The organism is Aliagarivorans taiwanensis DSM 22990, assembly GCF_000429505.1.
Classification (GTDB): Bacteria; Pseudomonadota; Gammaproteobacteria; order Enterobacterales; family Celerinatantimonadaceae; genus Aliagarivorans; species Aliagarivorans taiwanensis.
In genome coordinates, this window is sequence record NZ_AUBZ01000053.1 from 1 (window position 1) to 18171 (window position 18171).

The 18171-nt window shown below is 50.7% G+C and carries 17 protein-coding genes and 1 tRNA gene; all 18 read right to left on the bottom strand.

Annotated elements, in window-relative coordinates:
- Positions 1–743 (bottom strand): elongation factor Tu (locus tag G462_RS0118945; RefSeq protein ID WP_026960383.1); only part of this gene is annotated, 743 nt, incomplete at its 3' end.
- A 58-nt stretch (positions 744–801) separates the two neighbouring features.
- On the bottom strand, positions 802–2898 hold the full coding sequence (gene fusA, locus G462_RS0118950) for an elongation factor G (protein WP_026960384.1): 2097 nt from the start codon (positions 2896–2898) through the stop codon (positions 802–804).
- Positions 2899–2977: 79 nt separating this feature from the next.
- Complete coding sequence (gene rpsG / locus G462_RS0118955; RefSeq protein ID WP_026960385.1) at positions 2978–3448, bottom strand: 30S ribosomal protein S7; 471 nt, start codon at positions 3446–3448, stop codon at positions 2978–2980.
- Between the two features lie 94 nt (positions 3449–3542).
- Positions 3543–3917, bottom strand: coding sequence for a 30S ribosomal protein S12 (gene rpsL / locus G462_RS0118960; RefSeq protein ID WP_026960386.1), 375 nt, complete (start codon positions 3915–3917; stop codon positions 3543–3545).
- Between the two features lie 138 nt (positions 3918–4055).
- The gene (gene tusB, locus G462_RS0118965; RefSeq protein ID WP_026960387.1) at positions 4056–4331 is read right to left on the bottom strand and encodes a sulfurtransferase complex subunit TusB; all 276 of its coding nucleotides are present in this window, start codon (positions 4329–4331) and stop codon (positions 4056–4058) included.
- Entirely contained in the window at positions 4331–4690 is a 360-nt protein-coding gene (gene tusC, locus G462_RS0118970) for a sulfurtransferase complex subunit TusC (protein WP_026960388.1), read from the bottom strand. The genes tusB and tusC overlap by 1 nt, the downstream gene beginning before the upstream one ends.
- A complete protein-coding gene (gene tusD / locus G462_RS0118975; RefSeq protein ID WP_026960389.1) occupies positions 4687–5064 on the bottom strand; it encodes a sulfurtransferase complex subunit TusD in 378 nt (125 codons plus the stop codon). The genes tusC and tusD overlap by 4 nt, the downstream gene beginning before the upstream one ends.
- Positions 5065–5073: 9 nt before the next feature.
- Positions 5074–5457 carry a RidA family protein gene (locus G462_RS0118980; protein WP_026960390.1) on the bottom strand — a complete coding sequence of 128 codons (384 nt, stop codon included), beginning with the start codon at positions 5455–5457 and terminating at the stop codon, positions 5074–5076.
- A 149-nt stretch (positions 5458–5606) separates the two neighbouring features.
- A complete protein-coding gene (gene rpoC / locus G462_RS0118985; RefSeq protein ID WP_026960391.1) occupies positions 5607–9818 on the bottom strand; it encodes a DNA-directed RNA polymerase subunit beta' in 4212 nt (1403 codons plus the stop codon).
- 81 nt (positions 9819–9899) lie between these two features.
- Positions 9900–13934: a DNA-directed RNA polymerase subunit beta gene (gene rpoB, locus G462_RS0118990; RefSeq protein WP_026960392.1), complete on the bottom strand. Its 4035-nt coding sequence runs from the start codon at positions 13932–13934 to the stop codon at positions 9900–9902.
- A 213-nt stretch (positions 13935–14147) separates the two neighbouring features.
- The gene (rplL, locus tag G462_RS0118995; RefSeq protein ID WP_026960393.1) at positions 14148–14516 is read right to left on the bottom strand and encodes a 50S ribosomal protein L7/L12; all 369 of its coding nucleotides are present in this window, start codon (positions 14514–14516) and stop codon (positions 14148–14150) included.
- 54 nt (positions 14517–14570) lie between these two features.
- Positions 14571–15065, bottom strand: a complete 495-nt coding sequence (rplJ, locus tag G462_RS0119000; protein ID WP_026960394.1) for a 50S ribosomal protein L10 — start codon at positions 15063–15065, stop codon at positions 14571–14573.
- A 241-nt stretch (positions 15066–15306) separates the two neighbouring features.
- Positions 15307–16008 carry a 50S ribosomal protein L1 gene (rplA, locus tag G462_RS0119005; protein WP_026960395.1) on the bottom strand — a complete coding sequence of 234 codons (702 nt, stop codon included), beginning with the start codon at positions 16006–16008 and terminating at the stop codon, positions 15307–15309.
- 4 nt (positions 16009–16012) lie between these two features.
- Positions 16013–16441, bottom strand: a complete 429-nt coding sequence (rplK, locus tag G462_RS0119010; protein WP_026960396.1) for a 50S ribosomal protein L11 — start codon at positions 16439–16441, stop codon at positions 16013–16015.
- A gap of 132 nt (positions 16442–16573) precedes the next feature.
- Positions 16574–17122 carry a transcription termination/antitermination protein NusG gene (gene nusG / locus G462_RS0119015; RefSeq protein ID WP_026960397.1) on the bottom strand — a complete coding sequence of 183 codons (549 nt, stop codon included), beginning with the start codon at positions 17120–17122 and terminating at the stop codon, positions 16574–16576.
- Between the two features lie 3 nt (positions 17123–17125).
- On the bottom strand, positions 17126–17503 hold the full coding sequence (gene secE / locus G462_RS0119020; protein WP_026960398.1) for a preprotein translocase subunit SecE: 378 nt from the start codon (positions 17501–17503) through the stop codon (positions 17126–17128).
- A gap of 49 nt (positions 17504–17552) precedes the next feature.
- Positions 17553–17628: transfer RNA gene (locus G462_RS0119025), tRNA-Trp, on the bottom strand.
- 196 nt (positions 17629–17824) lie between these two features.
- Positions 17825–18171 (bottom strand): EF-Tu C-terminal domain-related protein (locus G462_RS0119030; RefSeq protein WP_026960399.1); only part of this gene is annotated, 347 nt, incomplete at its 5' end.

Below are 18171 nucleotides of genomic sequence, written 5' to 3' on the forward strand. Positions count from 1 at the left end.
ATACCAACAATTTCTACTTCTTCTGATACTTTGATGATACCGCGCTCTACACGACCGGTTACTACAGTACCACGGCCTGAGATTGAGAATACGTCTTCGATTGGCAGCAGGAATGGCTTATCGATGTCACGCTCTGGCTCTGGGATGTAAGTATCCAGCGCTTCACCCAGCTCAACAATCTTCGCTTCCCACTCAGCTTCGCCTTCAAGGGCTTTAAGTGCAGAACCTTGGATTACTGGCAGGTCATCCCCTGGGAATTCGTACTCAGACAGCAGTTCACGAACTTCCATCTCTACCAGCTCTAGCAGCTCTTCGTCATCTACCATGTCACACTTGTTCATGAATACGATGATGAAAGGTACGCCAACCTGACGAGACAGCAGGATGTGCTCACGAGTTTGTGGCATTGGGCCGTCAGTCGCTGCTACTACCAGAATCGCGCCGTCCATTTGAGCAGCACCGGTAATCATGTTTTTAACGTAGTCAGCGTGTCCTGGACAGTCTACGTGCGCGTAGTGGCGAGTAGGAGTGTCGTATTCAACGTGCGAGGTTGAGATGGTAATACCACGCTCACGCTCTTCTGGAGCATTATCGATTTGTGCGAAGTCTTTCGCTTCACCGCCGTAGGTCTTAGCCAGTACGTTGGTGATTGCTGCAGTCAGAGTAGTTTTACCGTGGTCAACGTGGCCAATAGTACCAACGTTTACGTGCGGTTTCGAACGTTCAAATTTTTCTTTAGACACAATATGTACCTTCTTTAACATTCGGCCTGCTTTGGCAGGCCAACACAGTTGAATAAGTTTAGTTTTTCGCTTCGATTATCGCATCAGCAACATTCTTAGGCGCTTCATTGTACTCTAGGAATTCCATAGAGTAAGAGGCACGTCCCTGAGTTGCGGAGCGTAGATCTGTAGCATAGCCGAACATTTCAGCTAGAGGAACTTTCGCGCGGACGATCTTCAGTCCTGCAGGACCTTCGTCCATGCCTTCAATCATACCGCGGCGACGATTCAAGTCACCCACTACGTCACCCATCCAATCTTCAGGGGTCGTAACTTCGACTTTCATCATCGGTTCTAACAGTGCTGGGTTAGCTTCCATAGCCCCTTTTCTGAAGCCCATTGAGCCGGCAATTTTAAATGCCATTTCGTTGGAGTCCACGTCGTGGAATGAACCATCAAACAGGGTTACTTTCACGTCCAGCATAGGATATCCGGCAATAACACCCATATCCATCTGCTCTTTACAGCCTTTGTCAACAGCAGGGATGTATTCACGAGGAACAGCACCACCTACGATTTCGTTGACAAATTCATAGCCCGAACCTGGCTCTTTAGGCTCCATACGCAGCCATACGTGACCATACTGACCACGACCACCAGATTGACGAACAAATTTGCCTTCAACCTCAACGTTCTTACGAATGGTCTCGCGGTAGGCAACCTGAGGCTTACCAACGTTACATTCCACCTTGAACTCGCGCTTCATGCGGTCCACGATGATGTCGAGGTGAAGCTCACCCATTCCCGAGATCAGGGTTTGGCCTGACTCTTCGTCGGTTTCGACGCGGAATGAAGGATCTTCTGCTGCCAGTTTACCAAGGGCAATACCCATCTTCTCCTGGTCAGCTTTAGTGCGTGGCTCCACAGCGATTTGAATCACTGGCTCTGGGAACTCCATACGCTCCAATACCACTTTGTGGTCTGGATCGCACAGGGTGTCACCGGTGGTCACGTCTTTAAGGCCAATGGCCGCAGCGATGTCACCCGCACGCACTTCTTTAATTTCTTTGCGGTCGTTAGAGTGCATCTGCACCATACGACCAAAGCGCTCACGCTTTTCTTTAACCGAGTTGTAGACCGCAGTACCGGTTTCCACAGTACCTGAATACACTCGCATAAAGGTCAAGGTGCCCACGAACGGGTCGGTAGCAATCTTGAACGCCAGCGCGGCAAACGGTGCGTCATCGTCAGCGGGACATTCGATTTCGTTGTCACGCTCATCCACACCTTTGATTGCAGCTACGTGGTTTGGCGCAGGTAGGTATTCCACTACCGCATCCAGTACCGCTTGCACACCTTTGTTCTTGAAGGCGCTACCGCAGGTAGCAAGAACGATTTCGTTGTTCAGGGTGCGGGTACGCAAACCAGCTTTGATCTCTGCTTCAGTCAGCTCACCTTCTTCAAGGTACTTCTCCATCATTTCTTCGGAGGCTTCTGCCGCAGCTTCCACCAACTCCTCGTGCAGCTCTTCAGCGCGCTCAAGCAAGTCAGCAGGGATATCTTCATAGCTAAAGGTGGTGCCCTGGTCCGCTTCGTTCCAGTTGATTGCCTTCATCTTGATCAGGTCAATCACACCTTTAAAGTTTTCTTCTGCACCGATGTTCAGTTGAATCGGCACACAAGTGGCGCCTAAACGGTCGCGGATCTGGGTGATGACACTTTCGAAGTCAGCACCAGCGCGGTCCATTTTGTTTACGAACACCAAGCGAGGCACGCTGTACTTGTCAGCTTGACGCCATACCGTCTCAGACTGAGGCTCCACACCAGAAGAACCACAGAAAACCACAACAGCACCGTCAAGCACACGCAATGAACGTTCTACTTCAATAGTGAAGTCTACATGTCCAGGGGTATCGATGATGTTGATTCGGTGTTCGTCGAATTGTGCGTCCATACCACGCCAGAAGGTGGTAGTCGCCGCAGAAGTGATGGTGATACCACGTTCCTGCTCTTGCTCCATCCAGTCCATGGTAGCCGCACCATCGTGTACTTCACCAATTTTATGAGATAGACCGGTATAGAAAAGAACGCGTTCTGTGGTCGTGGTTTTACCAGCATCAACGTGAGCACAGATACCGATGTTACGGTAGCGCTCAATAGGAGTTGTACGGGCCATTTTATCCTCTTACTAAGGGTTTGCCCTTAGGATCCCACAAAAGTAATGGCGCAGCAGCATAAGCTGCCGCGCCAAAATATTACCAGCGGTAATGAGCAAACGCTTTGTTTGCTTCGGCCATACGGTGAACGTCTTCACGTTTCTTAACCGCAGAACCTTTGCTTTCGGCCGCATCCAGGATTTCACCCGCTAGACGCAGAGCCATTGATTTTTCACCACGTTTACGTGCAGCTTCTACCATCCAACGCATACCTAGGGTGTTGCGACGTACTGGACGTACTTCAACAGGTACTTGGTAAGTAGAACCACCTACACGGCGAGATTTAACCTCTACCGCTGGGCGCACGTTTTCTAGAGCTACTTCGAAAATTTCTTGGTGAGCTTTGCCTGATTTCTCAGCAGCAATATCTAGCGCACCATATACGATTTTTTCAGAAATAGATTTCTTGCCGTCAACCATTACTACGTTGACGAATTTAGCCAGAAGTTCTGATCCGAACTTAGGATCTGGCAGGATTTTACGTTGACCGATTACTCGACGTCTTGGCATGACTTTATTCTCCGATATGCTTCAGGTTTCCCCAAAACGAATTTAATTAAAACTTCGCTATTACTAAGTGTTTGGCCTTACTAACGGAGAGCCGTTATGACTTAGGACGCTTAGCACCGTACTTAGAACGACCTTGACGACGATCGCTTACGCCAGCACAGTCTAGTGCGCCGCGAACAGTGTGGTAACGTACACTTGGCAAGTCTTTTACACGACCGCCACGGATAAGAATTACACTGTGCTCTTGCAGGTTGTGACCTTCACCACCGATGTAAGAAGTAACTTCGAAGCCGTTAGTTAGGCGTACACGAGCTACTTTACGTAGTGCTGAGTTAGGTTTTTTAGGAGTAGTGGTGTATACACGGGTACATACGCCACGACGTTGTGGACACGCATCCAGTGCAGGCACGTTGCTTTTAGCAGCTTTGCTTGCACGAGGCTTACGAACCAACTGGTTAATAGTTGCCATTCGAAATAGCTCCAAATCTAATTTTTAAACATGTGAAAAATCCCCCATTTCTGGGGAGGCGAAATTTTATGCGCATGAACAGAAGGAGTCAAGGATTGTGAGGGCTAGATAACCAGATTTTCCTAGCGCCTCACGGGCTTACCAAGTTAGGTTACTTGGCGTGCTTTCAAGTAGCCGCACCCAACCAGCAAAATCGAGGCATTGGCCAATACCGTTTTTCAGCCCTCGGGCGTCCAGATCAGCGCTAAGCACATACAGTCGCTGCTGCTGATCGAGCTCGCTGATTTGCTCGTTGAAGCCATTGCTGGCATACACGCCATCTTCGATAAGCAGCAGTAGATCGTCGCCGGATAAGGCACTTAGGCATTCGGCGAACTGTTGGGAGCCTGCCCCATGGCGCAAGATATGTAGCATCAGAACCTCAACATCGCGTGGCTAGTGGCGAAACGCTGTAGAAAACGCTGCCGGGTCAGCGGCTCTGGCTGTATCGAAAGGTCGTCCAGCTCCAAGCCACGCTCAGCCAGAGCGTCAGGATTAATAAAAAGCTGTTCCACATCGTAGAGGTCGAGCATGCCATAGGTTGGCAGGATATGACGCTGGCGTATCTGCTCGGGCTGCTGGCCTGCAAGAAGCTGCCAAACTCCATCGCCATCGAAGTACACCACAACATCCTCGCTCACCGCGGAGGCAGCCAAGATGGCATCCAGACCTTCGCGCGCATTGGCGCTGTGGTGAGGGGCGCTGGCCATAATCCACACTAGGGGTTTACTCATAGTCGCACCACCTTATCTGCCTCTAACATGGCAATCGACATCTCAGCCAAGCCGGTTTGCCCGAAACCGTCGCTAATAATGTTGCGCTGTTCGCCTTCTTCTTGTCCTAGCACTCCACGGCGTTGGGCCGCAGCGCTACACACCAGCAATTGGCAAGCAGAGTCGTATTTGAGTTGCTGCCACTGTTTGACCATATCGATCTCATCACCCGCTGGCATGGTGGTCGCCAGCGCATTGCTCACCCCCTCTTGATAGAAGAACACCGCATGTAGCGTGTGCCCTTCCTCCAAGATGGCGCGCGCCAGATTCAGCGCAGTGGCACAGCCCTGATGGCCATAAACCGGCGAGGTAACGATCAATGTGTAGCGGGACACTTTAGCCTCTTACTTAATGCGCGCAATGGCTTCAACTTCAACCAGCACATCCTTAGGCAGGCGTGCTACTTCAACACATGAACGAGCCGGAGGATTCTCGGGGAAGTACTCGGCATAGACTTCGTTGAAGGCAACAAAGTTACTCATATCGCTAAGAAAACAGGTGGTCTTGAACACGGTAGAAGCGTCGGCACCGGCTGCTTCCAACACCGCTACCAAGTTCTCCATCACCTGACGCGTTTGTGCCTTCACATCGCCTTCGATGATTTCCATGGTCTCTGGCACCAAAGGGATCTGCCCTGAGGTGAAAACCAACTCTTCGACCTTGGTCGCTTGAGAATAGGGGCCGATGGCCGCTGGTGCGCCGTCGGTAGAGATTATCTGCTTGCTCATAGCTTTCCCTTACTACTTATTCGGTTAAAGCGGCAGTCTGTGGCCTGACAAGGGCTTTGTCAATGCTTGCCCTTACTCACCCTGGATCGCCGAACAACAGACATAAAAAAAGGTGGCCTAAGCCACCTTTTTTAACTCAGCAAGAGTGCTTACTCTTCGCCTTCGCTCGCTTCTGGTGCTGCGTTTAGCAGGGCAGCCAGGTTGTCAGCGGCTTCGTCAGCACTGATAGGTGCTGGCTCTTCGCTGCCGGCGCGACGCTTCTCGTGGTACGCAAAACCGGTACCTGCAGGGATCAAGCGACCAACGATGACGTTTTCTTTCAGACCACGTAGTTCGTCTTGCTTGCCGCCTACTGCCGCTTCGGTCAGTACGCGAGTGGTTTCCTGGAACGATGCCGCCGAGATGAACGATTCGGTAGACAGCGATGCCTTGGTGATACCCAGCAGTTCACGACGGAAGGTCGCAGGCTGCTTGCCTTCAGCGATCAGCTGACGGTTTTCGATATTCACACGTGCAACTTCTGCTTGCTCACCTTGCAGGAAGCTAGAGTCACCAGCGTTCAGGATGATGCACTTACGCAGCATCTGACGGACGATGGTCTCGATGTGCTTATCGTTAATTTTTACACCCTGCAGACGGTAAACGTCTTGCACTTCGTTCACGATGTAGTTGGCAACTGGGCTGATACCACGTAGGCGCAGAATGTCATGTGGAGACTCTGGGCCATCGGCGATAACTTCACCTTTACCTACCTTCTCACCCTCGAACACGTTCAGGTTACGCCACTTAGGAATCATCTCCTCGTAAGCATCACCTTCAGCCGGAGTAATTACCAGACGGCGCTTACCTTTGGTTTCTTTACCAAAGCTAATGGTACCGGTAATTTCTGCCAGAATCGCAGGCTCTTTAGGCTGACGCGCTTCGAACAGGTCGGCAACGCGTGGTAGACCACCGGTAATATCCTTGGTACCACCAGATTCTTGTGGGATACGTGCAATTGCATCACCCACGCCAACCTCAGCGTTATCTTCAAGGTTTACGATAGCCTTAGCTGGCAGGAAGTACTGTGCAGGGATATCGGTACCAGCAATCAGTACGTCATTACCCGCTTCGTCTACCAGTTTCACCATCGGACGCATCTCTTTACCCGCACCCGGACGCTCGTTCGGGTCCAGCACGTTGATGCTAGATAGGCCGGTAAGCTCATCGGTTACACGAGTAATGGTCACGCCTTCGATCATGTCGACGAACTTCAGACGTCCTGGTACTTCAGTAATAATTGGGTGCGTGTGTGGGTCCCAGTTAGCTACGGTTTCGCCCGCGTTAACTGCGCCGCCATCAGTCACCTCAAGTACCGCACCATACTGCAGCTTGTGGCTTTCTTTGGTCTGACCCATCTCATCGATAATGGTCAGCTCGGTAGAACGCGAGGTTACAACCAGCTTGCCTTCGTTGTTGGTAACAACTTTAGCGTTATGAAGCTTGATAGTACCAGTGTTCTTAACCTGGATGCTGTTCTCTGCTGCCGCACGCGATGCCGCACCACCAATGTGGAAGGTACGCATGGTAAGCTGAGTACCCGGCTCACCAATCGACTGCGCTGCAACAACACCAACCGCTTCACCCTTACCAACCATGTGGCCGCGGGCCAAGTCACGACCGTAACAGTGTGCACACACACCGAAGTCGTTTTCACAGCTAATTACCGAGCGAACTTTTACGGTGTCTACGGAGTTTTCTTCCAGCAGGTCACACAGTTTCTCGTCCAGCAGAGTGTTGCGCTCTAGCAGTACTTCAGACTCGGTACCCGGTTTGATCACATCATCAGCCAGTACACGACCCAGTACGCGCTCACGCAATGGCTCAACAACGTCACCACCCTCAATGTGAGGAGTCATGATGATGCCGTCAGTAGTACCACAATCGCTGTTGGTCACAACCAAATCTTGCGCAACGTCAACCAGACGACGAGTCAGGTAACCCGAGTTCGCTGTCTTCAGTGCGGTATCGGCCAAACCTTTACGCGCACCGTGGGTTGAGATGAAGTATTGAAGTACGTTCAGACCTTCACGGAAGTTCGCCACAATTGGGGTTTCGATAATCGAGCCATCTGGCTTAGCCATCAGACCACGCATACCCGCCAACTGACGAATCTGAGCGGCACTACCACGAGCGCCTGAGTCGGCCATCATGTAGATGCTGTTGAAAGAATCTTGCTGCTCTTCTTCGCCGTCGCGGTTAACCACGGTTTCAGAAGACAGGTTCTCCATCATCGCTTTCGATACTTTTTCGTTAGCCGATGCCCAGATATCGATTACTTTGTTGTAACGCTCACCCGCGGTTACCAGACCTGCCAAGAACTGCTCTTGGATTTCAGCAACTTCGTCGCTGGCATCTTCGATGATGTCCTTCTTCAGCTCTGGGATTTCCATGTCGTTAATACCTACAGAGGCACCAGACAGGGTCGCGTAGTGGAAACCGGTGTACATCAGTTGGTCAGCGAAGATAACCGCATCTTTCAGGCCCAACTTACGGTAACAGGTGTTCAACAGACGAGAGATTTGCTTCTTGCCCATTGCTTGGTTTACCAGAGCAAATGGCAGGCCTTTAGGCATGATCAGCGAAAGAATGGCACGACCAACGGTGGTGTCTTTCATTTCAGTCTTTTCGATGCGCGAGCCGTCTTCGGCAATCTCGATCTCGGTGATACGTACTTTTACGCGGGCGTGCAGGTTCGCCAATCCAGCGCGATAGAGCTTTTCAGCTTCTTTCGGGCCAGCCAGGTACATGCCTTCGCCTTTGTCGTTAATTTTTTCGCGGGTCATGTAGTACAGACCCAATACCACGTCCTGAGAAGGTACGATGATAGGCTCACCGTTAGCAGGAGACAGTACGTTGTTGGTAGACATCATCAACGAACGTGCTTCTAGCTGCGCTTCCAGAGTCAGTGGTACGTGAACCGCCATTTGGTCGCCGTCGAAGTCAGCGTTATAGGCCGCACACACCAGTGGGTGCAGTTGAATCGCTTTACCTTCAATCAGTACCGGCTCGAACGCTTGGATACCCAAACGGTGAAGAGTCGGTGCACGGTTAAGCAGTACTGGGTGCTCACGGATAACCTCTTCAAGAATATCCCACACTTCACCGCCTTCACGCTCTACCATCTTCTTGGCAGCTTTAATGGTGGTAGCCAGGCCGCGAAGCTCTAGCTTGCCGTAGATGAATGGCTTGAACAGCTCAAGTGCCATCTTCTTAGGCAGACCACACTGATGCAGACGCAGAGTAGGACCTACGGTAATTACCGAACGGCCTGAGTAGTCTACACGCTTACCTAGCAGGTTCTGACGGAAACGACCTTGCTTACCTTTGATCATGTCGGCCAAAGATTTCAGAGGACGCTTGTTAGAGCCGGTGATGGCACGACCACGACGGCCGTTATCCAGCAGGGCGTCTACCGCTTCCTGAAGCATACGCTTTTCGTTGCGTACGATGATATCTGGGGCTGCCAGATCTAACAGACGCTTCAGACGGTTGTTACGGTTGATTACGCGGCGGTACAGATCGTTCAGATCTGAGGTCGCGAAACGGCCACCATCCAGCGGTACCAGAGGACGCAGATCAGGTGGCAGTACTGGAAGAACGCCCATGATCATCCACTCAGGTTTGTTACCTGAGTCGCGGAACGCTTCCATCAATTTCAGACGCTTGGTCAGCTTCTTGCGCTTGGTTTCAGAGTTGGTTGAAGCCAGCTCTTCGCGCATTTCCTCGATCTCTTGATCCAGGTTCAGCTCACGTAGCAAAGCCAGTACCGCTTCGGCACCCATCTTCGCTTCGAATTCGTCGCCGTATTCTTCCAGCGCGTCAAGGTAGGTTTCTTCGGTCAACAGTTGGCCGCGCTCCAGGCTGGTCATGCCCGGCTCGGTTACAACAAATGATTCGAAGTACAGTACGCGCTCGATATCACGCAGAGTCATATCCAGCAGCAAGCCAATGCGAGATGGCAGTGACTTCAAGAACCAGATGTGCGCAACCGGTGACGCTAGCTCGATGTGGCCCATACGGTCACGACGAACTTTAGATTGAGTTACCTCAACGCCACACTTCTCACAGATAACACCGCGGTGCTTCAGACGCTTATATTTGCCACACAGACATTCGTAGTCTTTTACCGGGCCAAAGATGCGCGCACAGAACAGACCGTCACGTTCAGGCTTGAAGGTACGGTAGTTAATGGTTTCCGGTTTTTTCACTTCACCGAACGACCAGCTACGGATCTGGTCAGGTGAAGCCAGACCGATCTTGATACCTTCAAACTCTTCGGTCTTGCTTTGTTGTTTCAGAAACTTAAGTAAATCTTTCACGTTTCTCTCCAATGTGGAGTTAAACCTGGGGTGCCGCACAATGGCAGCACCCGCCTTGCCTTAATCAGGGGCGTCCTGTGCTTATAGCTCGTCCAGCTCAATGTTGATACCCAAAGAGCGGATCTCTTTGAGCAATACATTGAAGGATTCTGGCATGCCCGGATCCATCTGATGGTTGCCGTCAACGATGTTCTTATACATCTTAGTACGGCCGTTCACGTCATCAGACTTCACGGTTAGCATCTCTTGCAGGGTGTAAGCAGCACCGTAAGCCTCCAGTGCCCATACTTCCATCTCACCGAAACGCTGACCACCGAACTGTGCTTTACCACCCAGCGGCTGCTGAGTAACCAAGCTGAAAGAGCCAGTTGAACGGGCCTGCATCTTGTCGTCAACCAAGTGGTTCAGCTTGAGCATGTACATGTAACCAACAGTTACCGGACGCTCAAACGGGTTACCAGTGCGGCCGTCGAACAAGGTGATCTGACCTGAATCAGGTAGGTCAGCCAGACGCAGCATCTCTTTGATTTCTGCTTCTTTCGCACCGTCGAACGCAGGGGTTGCCATTGGCACACCGTTGCGCAGGTTCTTCGCCAGGGTGATCACTTCGTCGTCAGAGAAGCTAGCAACATCAACTTTTTGCGCTTCCGCACCGATGTCGTAAACCTTCTGGATGAAGTCACGCAGTTTGCCCATCTCGATTTCGCGCTGAACTTTCAGCATCTCATCGATCTTCTCGCCCACACCTTTGGCTGCTAGGCCCAGGTGAGTCTCAAGGATCTGACCGATGTTCATCCGCGATGGTACACCCAGTGGGTTCAAGCACAGCTCAACCGGACGACCGGTCTCATCGTATGGCATGTCTTCACGCGGTACGATGGTCGAGATAACACCTTTGTTACCGTGACGACCCGCCATCTTGTCACCAGGCTGGATGCGACGTTTAACTGCCAGGTAAACCTTAACAATCTTCAGTACGCCAGGCGCCAGGTCATCACCTTGGGTGATCTTGCGACGCTTGATGTCGAACTGCTTGTCGAACTCAGCTTTCAGCTCGTCGTACTGCTCGGCGATCTGCTCTAGCGAGGTCTGTTGAGCTTCATCGCTCAGAGACATCTGCAGCCATTCGGCAGGAGCTACGCGATCCAACTCGGCTTCAGAGCGGCCAGAGTTGATCAGCAGTGACTTAGCACGAGAGAAGATGCCGTCTTCGAGGATCTTGAACTCCTCGGTCAGGTCTTTCTTCGCCTCTTGAAGGTGCATGTCTTCGATTTCTTTAGCGCGCTTGTCTTTCTCTACACCGTCACGGGTGAAGACTTGTACGTCGATTACGGTACCGTAAACAGAGTTAGGTACACGCAGCGAGGTATCTTTAACATCAGACGCCTTCTCACCGAAGATCGCACGCAACAGCTTCTCTTCTGGGGTCAGCTGGGTTTCGCCCTTAGGCGTTACCTTACCTACCAGAATGTCGCCAGGCTTCACTTCTGCACCTACGTAAACAATACCGGACTCATCCAGTTTGCTCAGCGCAGACTCACCCACGTTCGGGATGTCGGCAGAGATTTCTTCGCTACCCAGCTTAGTGTCACGAGCAATACAGCTCAGCTCTTGGATGTGGATGGTGGTGAAGCGGTCAGCTTTCACAACATCTTCAGAGATACCGATGGAATCCTCGAAGTTGAAACCATTCCAAGGCATGAACGCCACGCGCATGTTCTGACCCAGTGCCAACTCACCCAAATCGGTAGAAGGACCATCAGCCAGTACGTCACCTTTAGCTACCGGCTCGCCTGCTTTAACAACAGGGCGCTGGTTGATACAGGTGTTTTGGTTAGAACGGGTGTACTTGGTCAGGTTGTAGATGTCGATACCTGCTTCACCTGGAAGCATCTCTTCTTCATTTACCTTAACCACGATGCGGCTAGCGTCTGCGTAGTCAACCAGACCACCGCGCTTAGACACAACGGTTACACCTGAGTCTACTGCCACAGCACGCTCAATACCGGTACCTACCAGCGGCTTATCAGCACGCAGAGTTGGAACCGCCTGACGTTGCATGTTCGAACCCATCAATGCACGGTTCGCATCATCGTGCTCAAGGAACGGAATCAGTGAGGCAGCAACAGAAATAATCTGTTGTGGACTTACGTCCATGTACTCAATCTTGTCAGACGGCATATAGGTAGATTCACCTTTATGACGACATGGAACCAGATCGGTTTCAATCAGCTTACCGTTTTCGTCGGTCTCTGCGTTTGCCTGTGCAATCACGTAGCGACCTTCGTCGATGGCCGACAGGTATTCAACCTCGTCAGTAATCTCGCCATCGGTAACTTTACGGTAAGGGGTCTCCAGGAAGCCAAACTCGTTGGTACGAGAGTAAACTGCCAGAGAGTTAATCAGACCAATGTTTGGACCTTCTGGGGTCTCAATCGGACACAGACGACCGTAGTGAGTCGGGTGTACGTCTCGAACCTCAAAGCCAGCACGTTCACGGGTCAGACCGCCTGGGCCAAGTGCAGAAACACGACGCTTGTGAGTTACCTCAGACAGCGGGTTGTTCTGGTCCATAAACTGAGACAGCTGAGAAGAGCCGAAGAACTCTTTCACTGCCGCAGAAATCGGCTTGGCGTTGATCAGGTCTTGAGGCATTAGCGCATCAAGGTCACCCAGGCTCAAGCGCTCTTTAACAGCACGCTCAACACGAACCAGACCTACACGGAATTGGTTCTCAGCCATTTCGCCTACGCTACGGATACGACGGTTACCCAAGTGGTCGATATCGTCCACTTCACCGTTACCGTTACGGATGTCGATCAGAGTCTTCATCACGCGCACGATATCTTCGCGATCCAGTACGCCTTCTACGCGGCCATCTTCACGCTCAACGCGGCTGTTGAACTTCATACGACCAACGGTCGACAGATCGTAGCGCTCAGAGTTGAAGAACAGGTTCTCGAACAACGCTTCAGCAGCATCCTTCGTTGGTGGCTCACCCGGGCGCATCATACGGTAGATCTCAACCAACGCTTCCAGACGGTTGGTGGTTGAATCAACACGCAGTGTGTCAGAGATGAACGAACCGTGGTCCAGTTCATTGGTGTAGATGGTGTTGATGCTGGTTACGCCGGCTTGAGACAGCGCAGCAACCAACTCCAAGGTCAACTCAGCATTGGCTTCAGCAACAACTTCGCCGGTGGCTTCGTCGATGTAGTCTTGGGCCAGCACTTTGCCAACCAGGTACTCAACTGGTACTTCGATCTCTTTAACACCGGACTTATCCAGCTGACGAATGTGGCGAGCGGTAACACGACGACCAGCTTCAACCAATACTTCGCCATCAATTTTAATATCGAAGGTAGCAGTATCACCACGCAGACGTGATGCTTCCAGCTCCATCATCACCTTGCCGTCTTTCACTTGGAAAAGGGTGGTGGTGAAGAAGTTTTCCAGGATCTCTTGAGTGCTCATTTCCAGGGCACGCAGGATGATCGATGCTGGCAACTTACGACGACGGTCAATACGAACGAACAAGTTGTCTTTCGGGTCGAACTCAAAGTCCAACCAAGAACCGCGGTAAGGGATCACACGTGCGTTGTACAGCACTTTACCAGAAGAGTGAGTCTTACCTTTGTCGTGATCGTAGAATACGCCCGGGCTACGGTGTAGCTGGGAAACAATCACACGCTCAGTACCGTTGATAACAAAGGTACCGTTCTCGGTCATGAGTGGAATTTCACCCATGTACACTTCTTGCTCTTTAATGTCTTTGACGGTGCCAGCAGGTGCTTCACGGTCAAACAACACTAAGCGCAGCTTTACACGCAGGGGAGCAGAGTAGGTAACTCCACGAATTTGACATTCTTTTACGTCAAATACCGGTTCCCCAAGGCGGTAGCTTACATACTGAAGCTCCGAGTATCCTGAATAACTGGCAATTGGGAATACACTGCGAAACGCGGCCTCTAGTCCGTACTCACCTTCCGGATCGACTTCAATGAATTTTTCAAAAGAGTCAAGCTGGATAGAAAGCAGGTAAGGCGTGTCCACCACTTGAGGACGTTTCCCAAAGTCCTTACGAATGCGTTTTTTCTCTGTATAAGAGTAAACCATATGGTTCCTCAGCTCGCTGATAAGTGACCCACTCTGTCGCCTCGATGGGGACAGTTCTTAGCTACCGTTTGTCATATAAACCAAGAGCTTACTTGGTTTCGCCTAGAGCTGTGCTAAAACGGAAAAAAGACAGCTTCCTACAGCGCAAAAAGGCTGGTGATTAAATAATCACCAGCCAATGCCTTTTACAGGCTGTAATCTACCTGGGGTAGATTACTTAAGCTCAACAGAAGCACCAGCTTCTTCAAGAGCAGCTTTAAGAGCTTCAGCTTCTTCTTTCTCAGCGCCTTCTTTAATTGGAGAAGGAGCTGCGTCAACCAGACCTTTAGCTTCTTTCAGGCCAAGACCAGTTGCGCCACGTACTGCTTTAATTACAGCAACTTTGTTACCGCCAGCAGCAGTCAGGATTACGTCGAATTCGGTTTGCTCTTCAGCAGCAGCACCGCCTTCTGCACCGCCAGCAACAACAGCAGCAGCAGCAGAAACGCCGAACTTTTCTTCCATAGCTTCAACTAGTTCAACAACGTCCATTACTGACATTTCAGCAATAGCTTCGATGATTTGGTCTTTAGTGATAGACATGACTCAAATTCCTAAATTCGTTTAAATTTATAAAATGTTTAAGCAACAAGCAAATTATGCTGCTTCTGATTCTTTTGCTTCGCGAATCGCAGCAATGGTGCGTACCAGCTTGCCAGCAGCAGCTTCTTTCATAGTTGCCATCAACTTGGCCAAAGCTTCTTCGTAAGTTGGTAGTTTCGCTAGAACGCTAGCGTCTGCTAGGGCACCTTCGAATGCAGCGGCGCGTACTTCGAACTTGTCGTTCTCTTTAGCGAAATCGGTGAACAGACGAGCTGCCGCACCTGGATGTTCGTTAGAGAATGCAATCAAAGTAGGACCTGAGAATGACTCAACGAGACATTCGTAGTCAGTGCCTTCTACTGCGCGACGTGCCAAGGTGTTACGAACAACCTTCATGTAAACGCCAGCTTCACGCGCTTGCTTACGCAGAGCGGTCATAGCGTCAACAGTCACACCACGAGAGTCAGCAACTACTGCAGACAGTGCACCTTTGGCAGCTTCATTGACCTCAGCAACAATTTGCTTCTTGTCTTCGAGTCTTAATGCCATTGGCTTTACTCCTGGATTCCAAAACCAATCAAAACGATCGGTATTAAATACCCCCAAGCATCGCTTGGGGCCTGTACGGTTTGGAGGCCAGAATAAAAAATTTATTCTTGGGTTTCCGAACCATCTACGTAGGACATTAAGCCGGCAACCGGCACCTACGGTCTTGGATGAGGACTTTCGTCCTGACCCACATTACAAAGGCGCAAAATTATAGGTGAAATTTTGCGCCATGTAAATATTTTTACGCTTGGGTATCCAAGCTAGCAGCGTCAATCGCTACACCCGCACCCATGGTGGTAGACAGGCTGATCTTCTTGATGAACTGACCTTTAGCTTGAGCAGGCTTGGCCTTCTTCAGAGCTACAACCAGTGCTTCCAAGTTTTCTTTCAGCTTGTCAGCGTCGAAATCAACTTTACCGATGGTGGTGTGGATAATACCGTTCTTGTCGTTACGGTAGCGGATCTGACCAGCTTTCGCTTGCTTAACCGCGTCTGCAACGTTAGGAGTAACGGTACCTACTTTCGGGTTTGGCATCAGGCCACGTGGACCCAGGATTTGACCCAGTTGACCAACAACGCGCATTGCATCTGGAGATGCGATAACTACGTCGAAGTTCATTTCGCCAGCTTTAACTTGAGCGGCCAGGTCGTCCATACCAACGATGTCTGCGCCAGCTTCTTTAGCTGCGTCAGCGTTAGGACCTTGAGTGAATACAGCAACGCGTACTTCACGGCCAGTACCGTGAGGAAGTACAGTTGCGCCACGTACGTTCTGGTCAGATTTACGTGGGTCAACACCCAGGTTTACAGAAGCGTCAACGCTTTCCAGGAACTTAGCAGTCGCCAGTTCTTTCAGCAGCTCAACAGCTTCTTCGATAGAGTACTCTTTGGTTACATCCACTTTTTCGCGGATAATGCGCATGCGCTTAGAAAGTTTTGCCATCGTCTTAGCCCTCTACTACCAAGCCCATAGCACGGGCAGAACCTTCAATACAGCGAACCATCGCATCCAAGTCAGCACCGGTTAGGTCAACTTCTTTGGTCTTGGCGATTTCTTCCAGTTGCGCGCGGGTTACTTTACCTACTTTTTCTTTGTTAGGTACGCCCGAACCTGACTTGATGCCAGCCGCTTTCTTCAACAGGTAAGATGCCGGTGGGGTTTTGGTCTCGAAAGTGAAAGAACGATCGTTGTACACAGTAATGATTACTGGTACTGGAGCACCTTTCTCTAGAGAATCTGTTTTCGCGTTGAACGCTTTACAGAATTCCATGATGTTTACACCGTGCTGACCTAGAGCAGGACCAACTGGTGGTGACGGGTTAGCAGCGCCAGCCGCAACCTGAAGCTTAATGTAAGCTTGGACTTTTTTAGCCATTAGATTTACCTCAAATAGGGTTCAAACGCCGTGTTCACGAAGGCTTTTCGCTACTTGGCTTCCCGATATAACAAAGGGCAGCGGATTATAGGCTAAGCGCTGCCCTCAATTCAATAGATTGGTTAAATTTTATCAACCTTTTTCGATTTGTCCGAACTCCAGCTCAACTGGGGTAGCACGGCCAAAGATCAGAACCGATACTTTCACGCGGCTCTTCTCGTAATCGACTTCTTCGATGGTGCCGTTGAAGTCGGCAAAAGGACCATCGGTAACACGAACCACTTCGCCGGGTTCGAACATCGTTTTTGGACGCGGCTTATCAGCACTCTCGTCCAGACGCGCCAAAATAGCATCTGCTTCACGATCAGAGATTGGCGCCGGGCGATCAGCAGTACCGCCGATAAAGCCTAGTACCCGTGGCACGTTCTTAACCAAGTGCCAGCTCTCGTCGTTCATGTCCATCTGAACCAGCACATAGCCGGGGAAGAACTTACGCTCACTTTTACGTTTCTGGCCAGCACGCATCTCGACAACTTCTTCTGTCGGCACAAGTATCTCACCGAAGTAATCATGCATATCGTGGATCTGGATATGCTCTTTCAGCGATTTAGACACACGGGCTTCGTAACCAGAGAAGGCTTGTACGACGTACCAGCGCAATTTAGCTTGTTCTTCACTCATCTTTTAGATTCCAAGTCCCATGACAAAGCCAGCTAGGCGAACCAAAATACCGTCAAGTCCCCATAGGATAAGAGACATCACAGCGGTGGTTGCCAGCACGATTAACGTGGTTTGCACAGCTTCTTGGCGGGTAGGCCAAACAACTTTACGGGTTTCCGTACGAGCTTCTTGAGCAAATGCGATGGCTTCCTGGCCTTTGGTGGTTTGTGAAGCGATACCCAGCGCAGCAGCAACTGCAACAACAACACCGATCACACGGATCAGTACTGACAGTTCCTGGTACATGTAGTTACCTACAACAGCGCCGACTACAAGCAGGGCTACTAGCCCCCATTTCAGGCCGTCAGCCGACCCACTTTGATTTTCAGTATTGGTACTCATCAAACAACCTGTATCAATTTCGAAACTAGCAAACCACCAGGAAAAAAGGTGGCAGGGGCGGAGAGATTCGAACTCCCAACATTCGGATTTGGAATCCGACGTTCTGCCATTGGAACTACGCCCCTATTACACGAAGGCCAGAATTATATGCGCATTTCAAGCTAATTAAAAGCGCTACCTTGCCGCATTGGGAAGCTTGCGTTGGCGAACTAAACATCAGCTCTCGCCTTCGTGAGAAACTCGCGATCTTTATGTCCGCTATAAACACAAAAAGGCGAGCCGAAGCTCGCCTTTTCTAATGCGTTCCTAAGAATCGACTAATTAGTCAATGATCTTAGATACAACACCTGCACCTACGGTACGGCCACCTTCACGGATAGCGAAACGTAGACCTTCGTCCATTGCGATTGGGCAAATCAGCTCAACAACGAACTTCAGGTTATCACCAGGCATTACCATTTCTACGCCTTCTGGCAGCTCTACTGAACCAGTTACGTCAGTTGTACGGAAGTAGAACTGTGGACGGTAGCCTTTGAAGAATGGAGTGTGACGACCGCCTTCATCTTTAGACAGTACGTATACTTCAGACTCAAACTTGGTGTGAGGAGTGATGGTACCTGGCTGAGCCAGTACTTGACCACGTTGTACTTCGTCACGCTTAGTACCAC

Bases quoted from the DNA above. Each gene is read 5' to 3' on its own strand.
- fusA (WP_026960384.1), bottom strand. From the start codon at position 2,898: ATGGCCCGTACAACTCCTATTGAGCGCTACCGTAACATCGGTATCTGT.
- rpsG (WP_026960385.1), bottom strand. From the start codon at position 3,448: ATGCCAAGACGTCGAGTAATCGGTCAACGTAAAATCCTGCCAGATCCT.
- rpsL (WP_026960386.1), bottom strand. From the start codon at position 3,917: ATGGCAACTATTAACCAGTTGGTTCGTAAGCCTCGTGCAAGCAAAGCT.
- tusB (WP_026960387.1), bottom strand. From the start codon at position 4,331: ATGCTACATATCTTGCGCCATGGGGCAGGCTCCCAACAGTTCGCCGAA.
- tusC (WP_026960388.1), bottom strand. From the start codon at position 4,690: ATGAGTAAACCCCTAGTGTGGATTATGGCCAGCGCCCCTCACCACAGC.
- G462_RS0118980 (WP_026960390.1), bottom strand. From the start codon at position 5,457: ATGAGCAAGCAGATAATCTCTACCGACGGCGCACCAGCGGCCATCGGC.
- rpoB (WP_026960392.1), bottom strand. From the start codon at position 13,934: ATGGTTTACTCTTATACAGAGAAAAAACGCATTCGTAAGGACTTTGGG.
- rplL (WP_026960393.1), bottom strand. From the start codon at position 14,516: ATGTCTATCACTAAAGACCAAATCATCGAAGCTATTGCTGAAATGTCA.
- rplJ (WP_026960394.1), bottom strand. From the start codon at position 15,065: ATGGCATTAAGACTCGAAGACAAGAAGCAAATTGTTGCTGAGGTCAAT.
- rplA (WP_026960395.1), bottom strand. From the start codon at position 16,008: ATGGCAAAACTTTCTAAGCGCATGCGCATTATCCGCGAAAAAGTGGAT.
- rplK (WP_026960396.1), bottom strand. From the start codon at position 16,441: ATGGCTAAAAAAGTCCAAGCTTACATTAAGCTTCAGGTTGCGGCTGGC.
- nusG (WP_026960397.1), bottom strand. From the start codon at position 17,122: ATGAGTGAAGAACAAGCTAAATTGCGCTGGTACGTCGTACAAGCCTTC.
- secE (WP_026960398.1), bottom strand. From the start codon at position 17,503: ATGAGTACCAATACTGAAAATCAAAGTGGGTCGGCTGACGGCCTGAAA.